Below are 16,538 nucleotides of genomic sequence, written 5' to 3' on the forward strand. Positions count from 1 at the left end.
TCCTCCTGAAGTCACCCGGATGCTGTCACCGCCCCCACGCCGAGGCAAGGATTCGCGGGAGGCTTTTCTTCGGTCGCGCGGTTCGCGCTTAAGCGGGGATTCATCATGGCCGCCGCAACATGTCCGCGGAACAGGCGGGACGGGCGGATGGATATCGAACAAAGGCTGGCGAAGGAGCGGCGGGCGCGGCTCGCGGCGGAACGCCTGCTGGAATACAAGCAGCGGGAGCTGTTCGCCGCGAACGAAAAGCTCGCGATCCACGCGCGGGCGCTGTCGGATCAGATCATCGAGCAGCGCGCCGTGGTGAAGACCGCCCTTTCCGAGGCCGAACGGCTCAAGGGCCAGAACAGCCGCTTCCTGGTCGAACTGGAACGGGCCCACACGGCGGCCGTCATGGCCGAACGGCGCCTGTGGGATTCCATCGACACGATCGAGGATGGCTTTGCCGTCTATGATTCGCACCAGCGGCTCGTGGCCGCGAACGAGGCCTATCGCGCGCATTTCGCGGGGGTCGAGGTGCGGCTCGGCATGACGCTGATGGATCTTCTGGAGGTGACGGTCGGGAACGGGCTGATCGACCTTGGCGGCGAGGCGCCCGATGCCTGGTGCGCGCGCATGGCCAGCCGCTGGGATGAGGATCCGGTCCAGCCGATCATCCTGCGGCGGACGTCGGGCCAGTGGATGCGCCTGGTCAACCGGCGCGCCCGTGACGGCGACATGGTGAGCCTTCTGATCGACATCACCGAACAGATGCGGCTGCGCGCGGCGATCGACGCGATTCCCGATGGTTTCGTGCTCTTTGACCGTGCCGAGCGGCTCGTGCTCTGCAACGACCGCCACCGCGAGATCTATCCCCGCTCGGCGCCGGCGATGCAGCCCGGCGCGCGTTTCGAAGAGATCCTCCGCCACGGCCTTGCCAACGGTCAGTTCCCCGACGCCGCCGGCCGCGAGGAGGAGTGGCTGACCGACAGGCTCGCCGCCTTCCGCCAACTGGGCGGAGCGGCCGAGCAGCAGCTCGATGACGGGCGCTGGATGCGGGTGATCGAGCACGAGACCCCCGATGGCGGCCGGGTGGGCCTTGGGGTGGACATCACGCAGCTCAAGCTGCAGCAGGCCGCGCTCGAGACGGCCCGCGCCGCGGCCGAGGCGGCAAGCCGCGCCAAGTCCGCCTTCCTCGCCAACATGAGCCACGAGATCCGCACGCCGATGAACGGGATCGTGGGCATGGCCGACCTGCTCTGCGAGACCCCGCTGACCGAGGATCAGCGCCTCTTTGCCGAGACGATCCGTTCCTCGGGCGAGGCGCTCCTGGTCATCATCAACGACATCCTGGATTACTCCAAGATCGAGGCGAACCGGCTGACGCTTTACCCCGAGCCCTTCGACCTCGAACGGACGATCCACGAGGTCGCGATGCTTCTCCAGCCTCAGGCGCGGGCCAAGGGGCTCGATCTGCTGATCGATTTCGACATGTTCCTTCCCACGCGGTTTGTGGGCGATCCCTGCCGCCTCCGGCAGGTGCTGACGAACCTGATCGGCAACGCGGTGAAATTCACCGAAGCGGGCCATGTGCTGATCCGCGTCGTGGGGCTCGAGGTCGAGCCCGGCCGGCACGATCTGCATGTCACGGTCGAGGATACCGGCATCGGGATCGCCCCCGGCAACCTCGACCACGTCTTCGGCGAGTTCAACCAGATCGACGCCGAGGCCACGCGCCGGTTCGAAGGGACGGGGCTGGGCCTGGCCATCACCCGCCGGCTGATCGAGATGATGCAGGGCACGGTCTGGGTCGAGAGCGAGCTGGGGCGCGGTTCCTGCTTCGGCTTCCGGCTCTCGCTGCCGGCCTGCGATGACGAGGCCGCTCCGGCCGAGCCGCTGATGGTGCGTCGGGCGCTGGTGGTGGATGACCAGTTCATCAACCGCACCATACTCGAGCGCCAGCTTGCCCCCTGCGGGATCGAGGTCCGGCTCTGCCGGTCGGGCAGCGAGGCCCTGTCCGAGCTGATCTCGGACCCCGACTATGATCTGCTGCTGACCGATCACGAGATGCCCGAGCTGGACGGGCTGGCCCTCGCCGAGAGGGTGCGGGCCTGCGGGTCCTTGATGCCGATCCTGCTTCTGACCTCGAACCCGGCGGGGGTGCGCGATCACCCCGCGGCGGCGCTGCTGGCGGGCGTGCTGCAAAAGCCGCTGCTGCGATCGGATCTCTACCGGCGGCTTCAGAGCCTGACGGTGGCCCCGGCCGAACCCGAGGCGCCCCCGCCTCCCGCCGCCATGCCCGAACTGCGCCGGATGCGCGTGCTTGCCGCCGAGGACAACCGGACGAACCAGCTGGTCTTTCGCAAGATGGTGCGTGACCTCGACATCGACCTCAGCTTCGCCGCCAACGGCCGCGAGGCGGTCGAGCTGTTCGACCGGCTCCAGCCCGATCTTGTCTTCATGGACATCTCGATGCCCGAGATGGACGGCCGCGCCGCCGCCCGGGCCATTCGCGCGCGTGAAGCCGACGGCCATCATGTGCCGATCGTCGCCCTCACCGCCCATGCGCTCGAGAGCGACGCCCTGGCCAGCGCCGCCGTGGGCATCGACCGGACGCTGACCAAGCCGCTCCGGCGCGCCGCGATCCTCGAGACGCTGGCGGCCTTCTGCCCGGCCGAGGCCCGCCCTTTGCATCCCGGCGCGGATGCGGCCGCAACAGGCACCGGGCCCTGATGTCTGGCGGTTCCGTCAGGCGGTGCGCAGGAAGACCGGCCGGTCGTCGGTCGAGAGGTCGGGTTCGAACGCATAGCCGCCCGCGCGGAAGGAGAGGATCTCCTCGGGGTGCTCGAGCCTGTTCTCGGCGATGAAACGGGCCATCGCGCCGCGGGCCCGCTTGGCCCAGAAGCTGACGATCCTGCGTTCCCCCTCGCGCTCTTCGAGGAAGACGGGCGAGATCACCGGAAGGGACAGTGCCTCGAGATCCACGGCCGAGAAATACTCTGCCGAGGCGCAGTTGATCAGTGCGCGGGCACCCGTCTTGGTCGCGCGCTCGTTCAGGGCGAGGGCGATCCGGTCGCCCCAGAACTCGTAGAGGCTGACCCCTCGCGCGGTCTTGAGCCGGGTCCCCATCTCCAGCCGGTGCGGCTGGATCAGGTCGAGCGGTCGCAGCAGGCCATAGAGCCCCGAGAGGATGCAGACCCGGTCCTGCGCCCAGCGAAGCGCATCCTCGTCCAGCGTCCGCGCCTCGAGGCCGGTATAGGTGTCGCCGTCGAAGAGCGCGAGCGCCGGAACGGCTGCCGTTCGCGCTTCGTGAAATTCCGCAAATCGCGCGACGTTCAGCCGGGCCAGCGGCTCGGAGATATGCATGAGCCGGCGCAGGTCCGCGGCGGTCAGCCCGCGGGCCACCGCCGCCAGTTCGTCGGCCTCGTTCTGAAACCACGGAGAGGTGGGCGAGAGGCCGCGCGGCAGATCCAGCCGGGGCCGCGCCGCGAGGCGCTTTGCGGGCGACAGGACGGTGAGCATCAGGCCTCGCGCAGCACGTCGAGGAAGGCGTCGCCGAACCGCTCCATCTTCTGGGCGCCCAGATCGCCGACGCGGTCGAGATCCGCCAGCGTCGAGGGCCGCGCCTCGGCGATCCGGCGCAGCGTGCTCTGCGGCAGGCTCATGGGCTTGCCCGTTCCGTCCTCGCCCCGCATCAGCGCGACCTGAACCTCGGCCAGCCGGTCGAACAGCTCGGCCGAGTTGCGCCCTGCGAGGCGGCGGCGCTGGGGATGCATGGCGGCCTCGGCCTCGCCGGTGATGACTTCAAGGAAGGTCGCGCCGTAACTGTCCAGCTTCTTGGCGCCGACCCCCGTGATGCCGGCCATGTCATCCAGGCTCTGCGGGCGGCGCTCGGCCATCTCGATCAGGGTTCGGTCGGTGAAGATCACATAGGCCGGCACGCCCGCGGCCTCGGCCAGCGCCCGGCGCTTGGCTTTCAGCGCGGAGAGAAGTGGCGCATCCTCTTCCGAGACCAGCGCGCGGGCCTGCGGCCGTGCCGCGGCGGATTTCACCGTGTCGCGGCGGAGCGTGATCTGCTCCTCGCCGCGCAGGATGGGGCGCGCGGCCTCGGTCATCTTCAGCGCGCCGTGGCGTTCGGTGTCGGGGCGCACGAGGTCGCGCCCCATCATCTGCCGGAACACCGCCTCCCACGCCGGGCGGGACAGATCGCGGCCGACCGAAAAGGTGGGAAGCTGGTCGTGCCCACGGTCGCGCACCTTCTGGGTCGCATTGCCGGTCAGGATGTCGATCAGATGGCCGGTCCCGAACCATTCGCCCGTGCGCAGGATCGCCGAGAGCGCCTTGCGCACGGGCTCGGTCGCGTCGAACAGCTCGGCCGGACGCTCGCAGAGATCGCAGGTGCCGCAGGGCTGCGACGCCTCGCCGAAATAGCCGAGCAGAACCTGCCGCCGGCAGCCGGTGGCCTCGGCCAGCCCCAGAAGCGCGTTCAGCCGGGCGTGATCGGCGGCCTTGCGGTCGGGCGGGGCCAGCCCCTCGTCGATCTGGGCGCGGCGCAGGCGGATGTCGTCGGGTCCGTAGATGGTCAGCGTCTCGGCCGGGGCGCCGTCGCGGCCGGCGCGGCCGATCTCCTGGTAATAGCTCTCGATCGACTTGGGCAGGTCGGCATGGGCCACCCAGCGGATGTCCGGCTTGTCGATCCCCATCCCGAAGGCCACCGTCGCCACCACGATCAGCCCGTCCTCCTGCTGGAAGCGGATCTCGACGGCGCGGCGATCGTCGGCCTCCATCCCGCCGTGGTAGTGGCAGGCGGAATGGCCCGCCTCGCGCAGCGCCTGGGCGAGCGTCTCGGTCTTGGCCCGCGTCGCGCAATAGACGATGCCCGAGCGGCCCTTGCGGGCGGCCGCGAAGGACAGGATCTGCTGCCGAGGGCTCGACTTGACGGCGAAGGCGAGGTGGATGTTCGGCCGGTCGAAGCCGCGCAGGAACGTCGCGGGAGGCGCGCCGTCGAAGAGGCGCGCGACGATCTCTTCCTGCGTCTCGGCGTCGGCCGTCGCGGTGAAGGCCGCAAGTGGCACGTCGAGCGCGCGGCGCAATTCGCCGATGCGCAGGTAGTCGGGGCGGAAGTCGTGTCCCCACTGGCTGACGCAATGGGCCTCGTCCACCGCGATGAGGCTGACGCCCACCCGACGCAGCAGCGCGAAGGCGCCTGCCGAGGCGAGCCGCTCGGGCGCCATGTAGAGCAGCTTGATCCGGCCCTCGTCGAGCGCCCGGAACACCTCGTCCGTCTCGGCCTCGGTGTTGCCCGAGGTCAGGGCGCCCGCCTCGACCCCCGCCTCGCGCAGCGAGCGCACCTGGTCGCGCATCAGCGCGATCAATGGCGAGACGACGAGCGTCACCCCCTCGCGGCAGAGCGCGGGCAACTGGTAGCAGAGCGACTTGCCGCCCCCCGTGGGCATGATGGCGAGCGTGTTGCGACCGGCGCGCACGGCCTGCACGATCTCTTCCTGCCCCGGACGGAAGTCGGGGAAGCCAAAGACGGAATGGAGAAGGTCACGCGGCGCCGGCATGTCGGAATCCGGTAGGGTCCGGCGCGGTGGCCGGACCGGCAGGTGCGAAGGGGCAGGTCAGTAGAAGGCGGCCATGTTGTTCCGAAGCACGATCTGCAGCGCATAGATCGCGACCAGCACGATCAGCGGTGCCAGATCGAGGCCCCCCATCGAGGGCAGGATCCGCCGGACCTGCGAATAGATCGGCTCGAGCAGGCGGCTCAGCCCGTCCCAGATCTGGCCGACGAGCGGCTGGCGCAGGTTCAGCACCTCGAAGTTGATGAGCCAGCTCATGATGATGTGCACGAAGATGATGAACTTCGCGATGTCGAGGATCAGCATCAGGATCTGGAAGAGGGATATCATGGACGCATCCTTCACGGGAAATCACTCAGACAGGTATAGACGGGCCCGGCAAAGGGCAACCTCGTTCCGCAGCGTCGCGGCTTGACGACCTGGTGAGGACATAGCACCCAAGGCGTGAAGGAGTGATTGATGTATCCTTACCTCCGCCTTTTCATGGAGATGCGCCGCACGCGCGATCTCGCGCCGCTGCCCGTTCTGGGCACGCACCGTTCCTCGCACCGCTGCCTGCCCTGGGATCTCGATCCCTGGCGCGAGCTGAACAACGGCCGGACGCTGACGCTCTTCGATCTCGGGCGGTTGCCGCTGATCCACCGGACCGGAATGGCGCGCGCCTGCGCCGCCAGGGGCTGGGGCCTGACGGTGGCGGGCAGCTCGTTGCGCTATCGGCGGCGGATCGTGCTGATGGACCGGCTCGACATGGTGAGCCGCTGTCTCGGCTGGGACGAGCGGTTCTTCTACATCGAGCAGAGCCTCTGGCGAAAGGGCGACTGCACGAGCCACATGCTGCTGCGCGCGGCGGTGACCTCGCCCGCGGGGATCGTCCCGCCGACCGAGGTGGCGGCGCTGCTCGAGGCCGACGAGAGTCCTCCCCTGCCGGACTGGGTGACGGCCTGGATCGAGGCGGATGCGACACGGCCCTGGCCGCCGACCCACTGAGCGGCCGACGATCGCTTGCGCCACGGCGACATTTCGGGCTTGATCCGCGCGATCCGTCGGAGGGGCCATGGCACGCGGAAACAAGCGCATCTGGGGCTGGTATTTCTTCGACTGGGCAAGCCAGCCTTACAACACGCTGCTGCTGACCTTCGTCTTCGCGCCCTATTTCGCCGAAGTGGCGCGGGCCCGCTTTGTCGCGGACGGCATGGATCCGTCGGCCGCCGGCGCGGCCGCGCAGTCGCTGTGGGCGACGGGCCTTGGCTCTGCCAGCCTCGTCGTGGCCCTTCTTGCGCCGCTGCTCGGGGCGGTGGCGGATGCGGGCGGCCGCAGGCTCGTGTGGATCTGGGGCTTTTCCGCCTTCTACCTCGTGGGCTCGGCCGGCCTCTGGGCCCTGACGCCGGGCGGAGACGCCCTCATCTGGGCCTTGGCCTGCTTCGGGCTTGGCTTCGTGGGGATGGAGTTTGCCACCATCTTCACCAACGCGCTGCTGCCCGCGCTCGGGCCGCGGGACCGGATCGGCGAGATCTCGGGATCGGGCTTTGCCTTCGGCTATCTCGGCGGCGTGCTGTCGCTGGCCCTCATGCTTCTGTTCTTTGCCGAAAGCGCCAGCACCGGCCGGACGCTGATCGGACTGCCGCCGGCCTTCGGCCTCGATCCGGCGCTGCGCGAGGGAACGCGGGCGGTCGGGCCGTTCACGGCGGTCTGGTATCTGCTCTTCATGCTGCCCTTCTTCCTCTGGGTGAAGGAGCCACCCGCCCAGCCGCGCCGCATGAGCCTCGGGGCAGGCCTGGCCTCGCTTCGCGGCTTTCTGATGAGCCTGCCGCGGAGGCGCAGCCTGTCGGCCTATCTCGGCTCGTCGCTGCTCTACCGCGACGCGCTGAATGCGCTCTACGGCTTTGGCGGGGTCTATGCCTCGGGCGTGCTGGGTTGGAGCATCATCCAGATCGGGGTCTTCGGAGTGGTGGGGGCGGTGACGGCCACCGTCGCCTCGTGGCTCGGAGGGCACGCCGACCGGCGCTGGGGCCCGAAGCCCGTCATCGCCACCTGCATCCTGCTTCTCTGCACCACCTGCATCCTCATCGTCGCCACCTCGCGCGACAGCCTCTTCGGCCAGCCGCTGCCCGAGGGCTCGCGCCTGCCGGACCAGATCTTCTTCCTCTGCGGTGCGCTGATCGGCGGGGCCGGGGGGGCGCTTCAGGCGGCGAGCCGGACGATGATGGCCCGCCACACCACATCCGAGCGCGCGACCGAGGCTTTCGGCCTCTATGCGCTGTCGGGCAAGGTCACGAGTTTCCTCGCCCCGCTGCTGATCGCGATCGCGACCAGCCTCAGCGGATCGCAGCGCGTGGGGATCGCTCCTCTGATCGTGCTCTTCCTTGCGGGGCTCGTTCTGCTAGTCTGGGTTAAACCGGAAGGCGAACAGCGGGCAGTGACATGATGCGCATCCTCTCTTTCATCCTCGCCATGGGGATGGCGACCGCCGCTCAGGCCGAACCGAAGGCGAACCAGCTCTTCGGCGCGCAGACGGCCGCCTCGCGGCAGGCACCGATGCCGATCGGCAGCTACAACCGGGGCTGCGCGGCGGGCCTGGTGCAGATGCCCGAGAGCGGGCCGACCTGGCAGGTGATGCGCCTGTCGCGCAACCGCGCGTGGGGCCATCCCGAGATGATCGAGTTCCTTCAGGCGCTGTCGGTCGCGGCCCGGCAGATCGGCTGGGCGGGGCTCTATATCGGCGACATCAGCCAGCCGCGGGGCGGGCCGATGACGTCGGGCCATGCCAGCCACCAGATCGGTCTGGATGCCGATGTCTGGATGCTGCCGCCGCGCCGGCTCGATCTCACGGTGGCGGACCGCGAACGGATCTCGTCGATCCCCGTCCGTTCGGCCGATCAGCGGAGCGTCACCGCCAACTGGAGCCGGGCGCACCACACGCTCCTGCGCTCGGCCGCGTCGGATGACCGGGTGGACCGGATCTTCGTGGCCGCCGCGGTGAAGCTCGAGATGTGCCGGACCGCGACCCGCGCCGACCGGGCGTGGCTGCAGAAGATCCGGCCGGTTCCCGGCCATGACACGCATTTCCACATCCGGCTGAAATGCCCGAGGGGCGCCGTCGCCTGTCAGACGCAGACACCCACGGTGGCCGATCTCTCCAAGGGCGGCGACGGCTGCGACGAAACGCTGACCTGGTGGGTGACCGACTATCTGGACCCGCCCAAGACGCCGCCGCAGAGGCCAAGCGGCCCGCGGCCGAAGGGCGCGCGCGACTTCACCCTGTCGGATCTGCCGGCCCAATGCCGCGAAGTTCTCGCATCGCGCTGATCGCGGCGATCGTCGGGGGGCTTGCGCTGGGCGGCAGCGCGGGCAGCCCAGGCGACGACCGCTTCACGAGCTTTTCCTGGAGCAAGGAGGACCCGCTCTTCGGCGGGTTCTCGGCCATCGAGATGGCGGACGACGGTCTGTCGCTCACGCTCCTGTCCGACCGGGGCAGCTGGACCCGCGGCCAGGTGCGGCGCGACGCGAGCGGCCGGATCACCGGCATCGAGACCGACCCGATGCGGATGCTGCGCGGCCGGGGCGAGGCGCCGCTGGCCCGCCGTCGCAGCGACAGCGAGGGCCTGGCCATTGCCCGCGACGGCACCGCCTATGTGTCGTTCGAGGGCGCCGCGCGCGTGTTGCGCTATCGCGACCTTGCGGGGCCGGCCGAGAACCTGCCCGTGCATCCGGATTTCCAGCTGATGCAGAACAACAGCGCGCTCGAGGCGCTGGCGATCGACGCAACGGGCGCGCTCTACACATTGCCCGAACGGTCGGGGCGCCTGAACCGGCCGTTCCCGGTCTATCGCTTCGACGGATGCGAGTGGACGCAGCCCTTCGACCTGCCGCGCCGCGGGCCTTATCTCGCCGTGGGGGCCGATTTCGGACCCGACGGCCGGTTCTACCTGCTCGAGCGCAACTTCCGGGGATTCCTCGGCTTTGCCAGCCGGGTGCGGCGCTTCGAGTTCGGGCCTCAGGGGGTTGTGTCGGAGGAGGTCCTGTTCGAGACGCCCTCGGGCCGCTACGACAACCTCGAAGGCATTTCGGTCTGGCAGGAGCCGGGCGGCGGGATCGTCGTGAGCATGGTCTCGGACGACAATTTCCTGTTCGTGCAGCGGACGGAAGTGGTCGAGGTCCGACTCCCGGATTGACAGGCCGCCCTTCGGGGCTGTAGGCCGCGCTGTCCCCCGACGGGGGCCAAGTCTCCGCGACCTTGTCAAAACGGAACCGACATGACCCGCAGCCTGATCCCCGCCATCCTGGCGATGGCCGCCATCGTGGTGGCCTCGAACATCCTCGTGCAGTTCCTGTTCGGCCAGTGGCTGACCTGGGGCGCCTTCACCTATCCGCTCGCCTTCCTCGTGACCGACCTGACGAACCGCCTGCAGGGCGCGGCCGCCGCGCGGCGTGTGGTGCTGGCGGGCTTCGCCACCGGCATCCTCTGCTCGCTGATCGGCACGCAGATCATGGGCGAGTTCGGCCCGCTGGTCACGCTGCGCATCGCGCTGGCCTCGGGGCTCGCCTTCCTCGTGGCGCAGATGCTGGACGTGACGCTGTTCGACCGGCTGCGCCATTCGCGCCGCTGGTGGCGGGCGCCGCTGACCTCGACCCTCGTCGGCTCGAGCCTCGACACGCTGATCTTCTTCGGGGTCGCCTTCTCGGCCTCGCTCGTCTGGCTGGAGCCGGGCAGCGATGTGTCATGGGCGAACGAGATCCTGCCGCTTCTGGGGGCCGGCCCCGAGGCTCCGCTCTGGCTGTCGCTGGCCGTTGCGGACTGGTCCGTCAAACTTCTGCTCGCTTTGGTGGCACTTCTGCCTTTCCGCGTAATTGTCAGGCGGATGACCGCAGAGGTTGCGTAATCATCATTTGACAAACACCAGATCTGTGCCACCTTCCTCTCATCGGCAACCATTTGAAAGGAGGTGATCCAGTGTCTAGAGTGATATTGGAGAGACGTGTCGGGACAGCTTGCGGGGGTGTTTTCTGAGGGCAGCCCCTCCTAAAACGCACCGGAAGTTGGGCTAGCTCCTAACTGGCTCATCTCCTTGGATCTCGGAAAGGGTCGCCAGCCTTGGCGACCCTTTCTCTGTTGGCCGGGGCCGTTGCGGCGGGCCGGCCGCCGCGGTAGGCCCCTCTCATGCTGCGCATCACCGATCAGATCACGCTCGCCGACTGGGAACTGACCGAGAGCTTCTCGCGCTCGTCGGGGCCGGGCGGGCAGAACGTCAACAAGGTCGAGACGGCGGTGGAACTGCGGTTCGAGGCCGAGCGGTCGCCGCATCTGGCGCCTGCGGTTAAGGCGCGGCTCAAGCGGCTCGCGGGCCGCCGCTGGACGCAGGAGGGGGCGATCGTCATCCGGGCCGAGGAGACCCGCAGCCAGCAGCGCAACCGCGAACTGGCGCGCGAGCGTCTGGTCGAGCTGGTGCGCGCGGCGCTGGTCGCGCCCAAGCGGCGGATCGCCACCAAGCCCACGCTCGGCAGCCAACGGAGGCGTCTGGCCGCCAAGGCGATCCGGGGCGAGGTGAAGGCCGGGCGCGGTCGGGTGAGCGACGAGGACGCCTGAAGGCCCTCGCGGTCAGACCTTGACCTCGTAGGCGACCTGCTCGCCCACGCCGAACACGCGCTTGTACCGCTCGATCTGGTCGGCGGGCCCCATCGCCTTCAGCGGATTGTCCGACAGCTTGACGGTCGGCCGCCCGTTCGCCGCCACCGCCTTGCAGACGAGGCTGAAGGGAGCGAGCGCGTCGTCCCGGACCAGACCGCGGAAGTCGTTGGTGAACATCGTCCCCCAGCCAAAGCTGACCTTCACGCGGTTGTGGAACTGGCGGTGCAGTTCCTCGATCTTCTCGACATCGAGCCCGTCCGAGAAGATCACCAGCTTCTTGCGCGGATCCTCGCCGTGGCTTTCCCACCAGCGGATCGCGGTCTCGGCGCCCTTGGCGGGGTCGCCGGAATCGATGCGGATGCCCGTCCACTTCGACAGCCAGTCCGGCGCCCGTTGCAGGAAGCCCTCGGTGCCGTAGGTGTCGGGCAGGATGATCCGCAGGTTGCCGTCATGCTCCTCGTGCCAGTCGGCCAGCACCTGATAGGGCGCGCGGGCCAGTTCCTCGTCGGTCCGGACGAGGGCGGAATAGACCATCGGCAGCTCGTGCGCGTTGGTGCCGATCGCCTCGACCTCGCGCCGCATGGCGATCAGGCAGTTCGAGGTGCCGGTGAAGGCATCGCCCAGCCCCTCGATCATCGCCTGCACGCACCAGTCCTGCCACAGGAACGAATGCCGCCGCCGCGTGCCGAAATCGGCGATCTTCAGCCGCTCGATCCGCTTCAGCCGCTCGATCTTCTCCCAGAGCTTGGTCATCGCCCGCGCATAGAGCACCTGCAACTCGAACCGGCCCAGCGTGGCCAGCACCGCGCGCGAGCGCAGCTCCATCAGCACGGCCAGCGCCGGGATCTCCCACAGCATGACCTCGGGCCACTTGCCCTCAAAGGTCAGCTCGTACTGCCCGTCGCGCTTTTCCAGATGGTAGGGCGGCATCCGCAGGTTCTCGAACCACTCCATGAAGTCGGGGCGGAACATCTGGCGCTTGCCGTAGAAGGTGTTGCCGCGCAGGAAGGTGCTTTCGCCGCGGGAAAGCCGCAGGGTGCGGATGTGGTCGAGCTGCTCGCGCAGTTCGCCCTCGTCGATCAGCTCGGCCAGCCGCACCGACGAGGTGCGGTTGATCAGGCTGAAGCGCACGATCGTGTCCGGCTTGTTGCGGAACACCGACTGGCACATCAGCAGCTTGTAGAAGTCGGTGTCGATCAGCGATCGGACGATCGGGTCGATCTTCCACTTGTGGTTATAGACGCGGGTGGCAATCTCGACCATCTCAGGCCTCCAGCCGGACGCCGGCCGCGGCCATCTGCGCCTTGATCGCGGCAAGCGAGCCGTTGAGGTCGATGGCGGCGCAAGCGCTCTCGAGCACCGTCGCGCGGAAGCCCAGCCGCGCCGCGTCGAGCGCGGAATAGGCCACGCAGAAATCGGTGGCGAGGCCCACGAGCGTCACGGCCTCGATCCCGCGGCTGCGCAGGTAGCCCTCGAGCCCGGTGGGCGTGGTCCGGTCGTTCTCGAAAAAGGCCGAATAGCTGTCGATGCCTGCGCGAAACCCCTTGCGGAGGATGAGTTCGGCGGGGTCGGTGTCCAGCGCCGGGTGAAACTCGGCCCCCGTCGTGCCCTGCACGCAATGGGTGGGCCAGAGCACCTGCGGACCGTAGGGCATCTCGACCAGCGAGAAGGGCTCGGCGCCGTGGTTGGCGGCAAAGGAGGAATGATCGGCCGGGTGCCAGTCCTGCGTGAAGATCCGCGCGCCGAACTCCGGCAGGAGCGCGTTGATGCGGGGGATGATCGCATCCCCTCCGGCGACGGCAAGCGCCCCGCCCGGGCAGAAGTCGTTCTGCACGTCGATGACGATGAGGGCTTCGGTCAGGGGCCGCATGTCCGCCTCCGTAGGAAATTCCGTTGCCAAGGGCTAAGGAGTGCCGGCGCGGAGGTCAATGGAGGGCATGCCGCGCCGGCCTTGACGCACGCCGCCGCCCTGGGTGACAAGATGTGGAGAGGAAGCCCTTTTCCCGCCCAATCCCGGCCACGGCCTCCGCTTCCGGGCCGGTGCCCGGACCGGAGGTTCCCCGTGACAGACGCCGACACAGCCTCGCACCCCGTTTTCCCGGATCTGCACGGCGCCTCGGTCTTCATTTCCGGCGGCGGCTCGGGGATCGGGGCGGCCGTGACCGAAGCCTTTCTTCGGCAGGGTGCACGGGTCGCCTTCGTGCAGCGTTCGGATGCCACCGACTTCTGCGACCGGATGGAGGACGAGACGGGCGCGCGGCCGCTGTTCCTGCCCTGTGACGTCACCGACATCCCGGCGCTGCGGGAGGCGCTGGCGGAGGCGGCCGAGCGGCAGGGACCGATCCGGGTTCTGGTGAACGGCGCGGCGCACGACGAACGTCACACGACGGCCGAGGTGACCGAGGACTACTGGGACCGGGCGATGGCGGTGAACCTCAGGCACTACTTCTTTGCCGCTCAGGCGGTGGTGCCGGCTATGAAGGCCGCGGGTGGCGGCTCGATCATCAATTTCTCGTCGATCTCCTACATGATGGGCAATGCGGGCTATCCGGCCTACACGACCGCCAACTCCGGCATCAACGGCCTGACCCGCAGCCTCGCGCGCGAGTTCGGGCCGGATCGGATCCGGGTCAATGCGCTGGCGCCGGGATGGGTGTTGACCGAGCGGCAAAAGGACCTCTGGGTGACCGAGGAGGGGTTGCAGGCCCATCTCGACCGCCAGTGCCTCAAGGATCCGCTGGAGCCCGACGACATCGTGGGGGGCGTGCTGTTCCTTGCGTCGGACGTCTCACGGATGATGACGGGGCAGGCGCTGGTGATCGACGGTGGCGTGGTGGTGACGGGATGAGGCCCGACTGGATCGCGGTGGACTGGGGGACGAGCCGCCTGCGCGCCTGGGCGATGGGGGCGGAGGGCGTGCTGGCCGAGGCGCAGTCGGCCGAAGGCATGGCCCGGCTTGATGAGGGCGGGTTCGAGATTGCGCTTCTGCGGCTGATCTGGCCGTGGCTGGACGAGGGACAGGCGGTGCCCGTGGTGATCTGCGGCATGGCCGGGGCGCGGCGGGGCTGGCACGAGGCGCCCTACCGGATGCTGCCCTGCGCCCCGGTCGATCCGCAGTCGCTGGTGCCGGTTGCGGCCGAGGATGCACGGATCTCGGTCCGCATCGTGCCCGGCCTCGCTCAGTCGCGGCCGGCCGACGTGATGCGGGGGGAAGAGACGCAGATTGCCGGCGCGCTGGCGGTGCTGGGAGACTTCGACGGCGTGATCTGTCTGCCCGGAACCCATTCCAAATGGGTGCAGGTCTCGGCCAGCGAGGTGGTCAGCTTCCGCAGCTTCCTGACCGGAGAGCTTTTTGCCCTTCTGTCGGAACAGTCGGTGCTGCGGCAGGGTCTGGTCGGCGAGGGCTGGGACGCGGATGTTTTCCTCGCCGCCGTATCGGACGGGATGTCCCATCCGCAGAAGCTTGGCTCCAAGCTCTTTGCCCTTCGCGCCGAGGGGCTCTTGCAGGATCTGCCCCCTGCGTCCGCGCGGGCGCGCCTCTCGGGGCTGCTGATCGGGCTCGAACTGGTGGGAGCGCGCAGCTACTGGCTCGGCCAGCCGGTGGTGCTGGTGGCGGACGAGGGGCTGGCCGAGCGTTATGCCGCGGCCCTCGCCGCGCAAGGCGTGCAGGCCCGCCTCCTGCCGGCTCGGGCCTGCACGCTGGGCGGCCTCGCCGCCGCGATCGGTCAGCTGACGACGGCGGTTTCGGGCACCGGCAGGAAGGCGTAGCCGTTCGCGCCCAGCGTCAGGCGATCCCCCTCGATCCGCGCCGCCTGCGAGGGCCCCACGAGCCCGCCGTGGCCGGGGACGGTCAGGGTTGCGGGCGCCGTGTCGAGATTGAACAGGCAGGCAAGGGTGCGTCCCTCATGGCTGCGGGTGAAGCCGAGGACGGGCTCGGGCAGGTCGAAGAAGTGGCTCTTCCCCCGGATGAGGGCGGGTTCGCTCCGGCGGAACTGCAGGAGCGCGCGGTAGGTCTCGAGCACCGAGCCCGCCACGCCCTTCTGCGCGGCCACGTTCCGCGCAAGCTGCGGCGGCTTCACGGGCAGCCAGGGCTTGCCGGAGGTGAAGCCTCCGTGCGGCCCACCGTCCCACACCATCGGCGTCCGGCATCCATCGCGGCCCTTGTCCTCGGGCCAGAAGCGCAGGCCGGGCGGGTCGGTGAGTTCCTCGTAGAGAAGCTCGGTCTCGGTCTGGCCGAGTTCCTCGCCCTGATAGAGGCTGACCGACCCCTCGAACGACAGCAGCATCGCCGCCGCAAGCCGCGCCACATCGTCGGAGGCGCCGTGCCCGGCCCAGCGGGTGACGTGGCGCACGACGTCATGGTTGGAAAAGGCCCAGCAGGGCCAGCCGTGCGGGGCGGTGGCGAAGAATTCCTCGATCCGGCTGCGGAAATGCCCGGCGGTGAAGGTGCGCGAGAGCATTTCGAACGTGTAGGCCATGTGGAGCCGGTCGTTCCCGCTGGTGTATTCGGCGATGATCGACAGCCCGCGAAGCCCGTCGGCCACCTCGCCCACCATGGTCCGGTCGGGATATTCATCGAGAAGCTTCCGCATCCTGAGCAGGAAGGCGATGTTCTCGTCACGGGATTTCGAGAAGGCGTGGTCCTGCATGTCGTAGGGATTGACCGGCGGGACGGGTCCGTTCTGCGGGTTCGGCCGGTTCGACCTGAGGTCGGCGTCGTGGAAGTAGAAATTCACCGTGTCGAGGCGGAAGCCGTCCACGCCGCGTTCGAGCCAGAAGCGCATCTGCTCGAGCAGCCAGTCCTGCACCTCGGGGTTGTGAAAGTTGAAGTCGGGCTGGGTGGTCAGGAAATTGTGCAGGTAATATTGCCGCCGCTGCGCGTCCCACTCCCAGGCGGAGCCGCCGAAGACCGAGAGCCAGTTGTTCGGCGGGCTGCCGTCGGGCTGCGGATCCGCCCAGACATACCATTCCGACTTCGGATTGTCGCGGCTCTGCCGGCTTTCCTGAAAGAAGGGATGTCGCGAGGAGGAGTGGCTGAGGACCTGGTCAATGATGACCTTGAGGCCCAGCTCGTGAGCCCGGGCGAGAAGCGCGTCGAAATCCTCCATCCGGCCGAAGAGCGGGTCGATGCCGGTATAGTCCGAGACGTCGTAGCCCATGTCGTCCATGGGCGAGGGAAAGAACGGGGAAAGCCAGATCGCGTCGGCGCCGAGCCAGGCCACATGATCGAGCCGCTCGTGAATGCCGCGCAGGTCGCCCACACCGTCGCCGTTCGAGTCCTGGAACGAACGTGGATAGATCTGATAGGTCACCGAGCCGCGCCACCAGTCCGACATGCTGCCTCCTTCGGT

Annotated in this window: 15 protein-coding genes; 9 read left to right on the forward strand and 6 right to left on the reverse strand. The window is 68.7% G+C overall.

The window, feature by feature from the left end:
* The first annotated feature begins 147 nt into the window (after positions 1-147).
* Positions 148-2,712, forward strand: a complete 2,565-nt coding sequence (locus tag LV780_RS00070) for a response regulator (RefSeq protein ID WP_108222165.1) — start codon at positions 148-150, stop codon at positions 2,710-2,712.
* A 15-nt stretch (positions 2,713-2,727) separates the two neighbouring features.
* Here the strand turns inward: LV780_RS00070 and yaaA are convergent, their stop codons facing one another.
* From yaaA to LV780_RS00085, 3 genes are read right to left on the reverse strand one after another with little or no spacing between them, the layout of a single operon-like run.
* Positions 2,728-3,501, reverse strand: a complete 774-nt coding sequence (yaaA, locus tag LV780_RS00075) for a peroxide stress protein YaaA (RefSeq protein WP_108222167.1) — start codon at positions 3,499-3,501, stop codon at positions 2,728-2,730.
* Positions 3,501-5,546, reverse strand: a complete 2,046-nt coding sequence (gene recQ / locus LV780_RS00080) for a DNA helicase RecQ (protein WP_108222169.1) — start codon at positions 5,544-5,546, stop codon at positions 3,501-3,503. Before recQ ends, yaaA begins: the two co-directional genes overlap by 1 nt.
* 57 nt (positions 5,547-5,603) lie before the next feature.
* On the reverse strand, positions 5,604-5,891 hold the full coding sequence (locus LV780_RS00085) for a YggT family protein (RefSeq protein WP_011907088.1): 288 nt from the start codon (positions 5,889-5,891) through the stop codon (positions 5,604-5,606).
* A gap of 129 nt (positions 5,892-6,020) precedes the next feature.
* Between LV780_RS00085 and LV780_RS00090 the strand changes: the two genes are divergently transcribed.
* The 6 genes from LV780_RS00090 to arfB all read left to right on the forward strand — a co-directional run bounded on the left by LV780_RS00090 (position 6,021) and on the right by arfB (position 11,145).
* Positions 6,021-6,548 (forward strand): acyl-CoA thioesterase, encoded by a 528-nt coding sequence (locus LV780_RS00090; RefSeq protein WP_101341031.1) that lies wholly within the window; start codon positions 6,021-6,023, stop codon positions 6,546-6,548.
* A gap of 67 nt (positions 6,549-6,615) precedes the next feature.
* Positions 6,616-7,986, forward strand: a complete 1,371-nt coding sequence (locus tag LV780_RS00095; protein WP_108222170.1) for an MFS transporter — start codon at positions 6,616-6,618, stop codon at positions 7,984-7,986.
* Positions 7,983-8,867: a penicillin-insensitive murein endopeptidase gene (gene mepA, locus LV780_RS00100; protein ID WP_044247596.1), complete on the forward strand. Its 885-nt coding sequence runs from the start codon at positions 7,983-7,985 to the stop codon at positions 8,865-8,867. The genes LV780_RS00095 and mepA overlap by 4 nt, the downstream gene beginning before the upstream one ends.
* Complete coding sequence (locus tag LV780_RS00105; RefSeq protein ID WP_101341033.1) at positions 8,840-9,733, forward strand: esterase-like activity of phytase family protein; 894 nt, start codon at positions 8,840-8,842, stop codon at positions 9,731-9,733. Before mepA ends, LV780_RS00105 begins: the two co-directional genes overlap by 28 nt.
* Positions 9,734-9,814: 81 nt before the next feature.
* Positions 9,815-10,441, forward strand: coding sequence for a queuosine precursor transporter (locus LV780_RS00110; protein ID WP_108222171.1), 627 nt, complete (start codon positions 9,815-9,817; stop codon positions 10,439-10,441).
* A gap of 278 nt (positions 10,442-10,719) precedes the next feature.
* Positions 10,720-11,145, forward strand: a complete 426-nt coding sequence (gene arfB, locus LV780_RS00115) for an alternative ribosome rescue aminoacyl-tRNA hydrolase ArfB (protein ID WP_011907094.1) — start codon at positions 10,720-10,722, stop codon at positions 11,143-11,145.
* A gap of 12 nt (positions 11,146-11,157) precedes the next feature.
* Here arfB and pncB read toward each other — a convergent pair whose 3' ends face one another.
* A complete protein-coding gene (gene pncB / locus LV780_RS00120) occupies positions 11,158-12,450 on the reverse strand; it encodes a nicotinate phosphoribosyltransferase (RefSeq protein WP_108222173.1) in 1,293 nt (430 codons plus the stop codon).
* A gap of 1 nt (position 12,451) precedes the next feature.
* Positions 12,452-13,057, reverse strand: a complete 606-nt coding sequence (pncA, locus tag LV780_RS00125) for a bifunctional nicotinamidase/pyrazinamidase (RefSeq protein WP_101341035.1) — start codon at positions 13,055-13,057, stop codon at positions 12,452-12,454.
* A 192-nt stretch (positions 13,058-13,249) separates the two neighbouring features.
* Here pncA and LV780_RS00130 point away from each other — a divergent pair, with 192 nt between their 5' ends.
* Entirely contained in the window at positions 13,250-14,035 is a 786-nt protein-coding gene (locus tag LV780_RS00130; RefSeq protein WP_108222175.1) for an SDR family NAD(P)-dependent oxidoreductase, read from the forward strand.
* On the forward strand, positions 14,032-14,955 hold the full coding sequence (locus LV780_RS00135) for a 2-dehydro-3-deoxygalactonokinase (protein ID WP_108222177.1): 924 nt from the start codon (positions 14,032-14,034) through the stop codon (positions 14,953-14,955). Before LV780_RS00130 ends, LV780_RS00135 begins: the two co-directional genes overlap by 4 nt.
* Here LV780_RS00135 and LV780_RS00140 read toward each other — a convergent pair.
* Positions 14,913-16,523 (reverse strand): alpha-amylase family glycosyl hydrolase, encoded by a 1,611-nt coding sequence (locus LV780_RS00140; protein ID WP_101341038.1) that lies wholly within the window; start codon positions 16,521-16,523, stop codon positions 14,913-14,915. The genes LV780_RS00135 and LV780_RS00140 overlap by 43 nt on opposite strands.
* Between the last annotated feature and the right edge of the window lie 15 nt (positions 16,524-16,538).

This window comes from Cereibacter azotoformans, assembly GCF_021391315.1.
Lineage (GTDB): Bacteria > Pseudomonadota > Alphaproteobacteria > Rhodobacterales > Rhodobacteraceae > Cereibacter_A > Cereibacter_A azotoformans.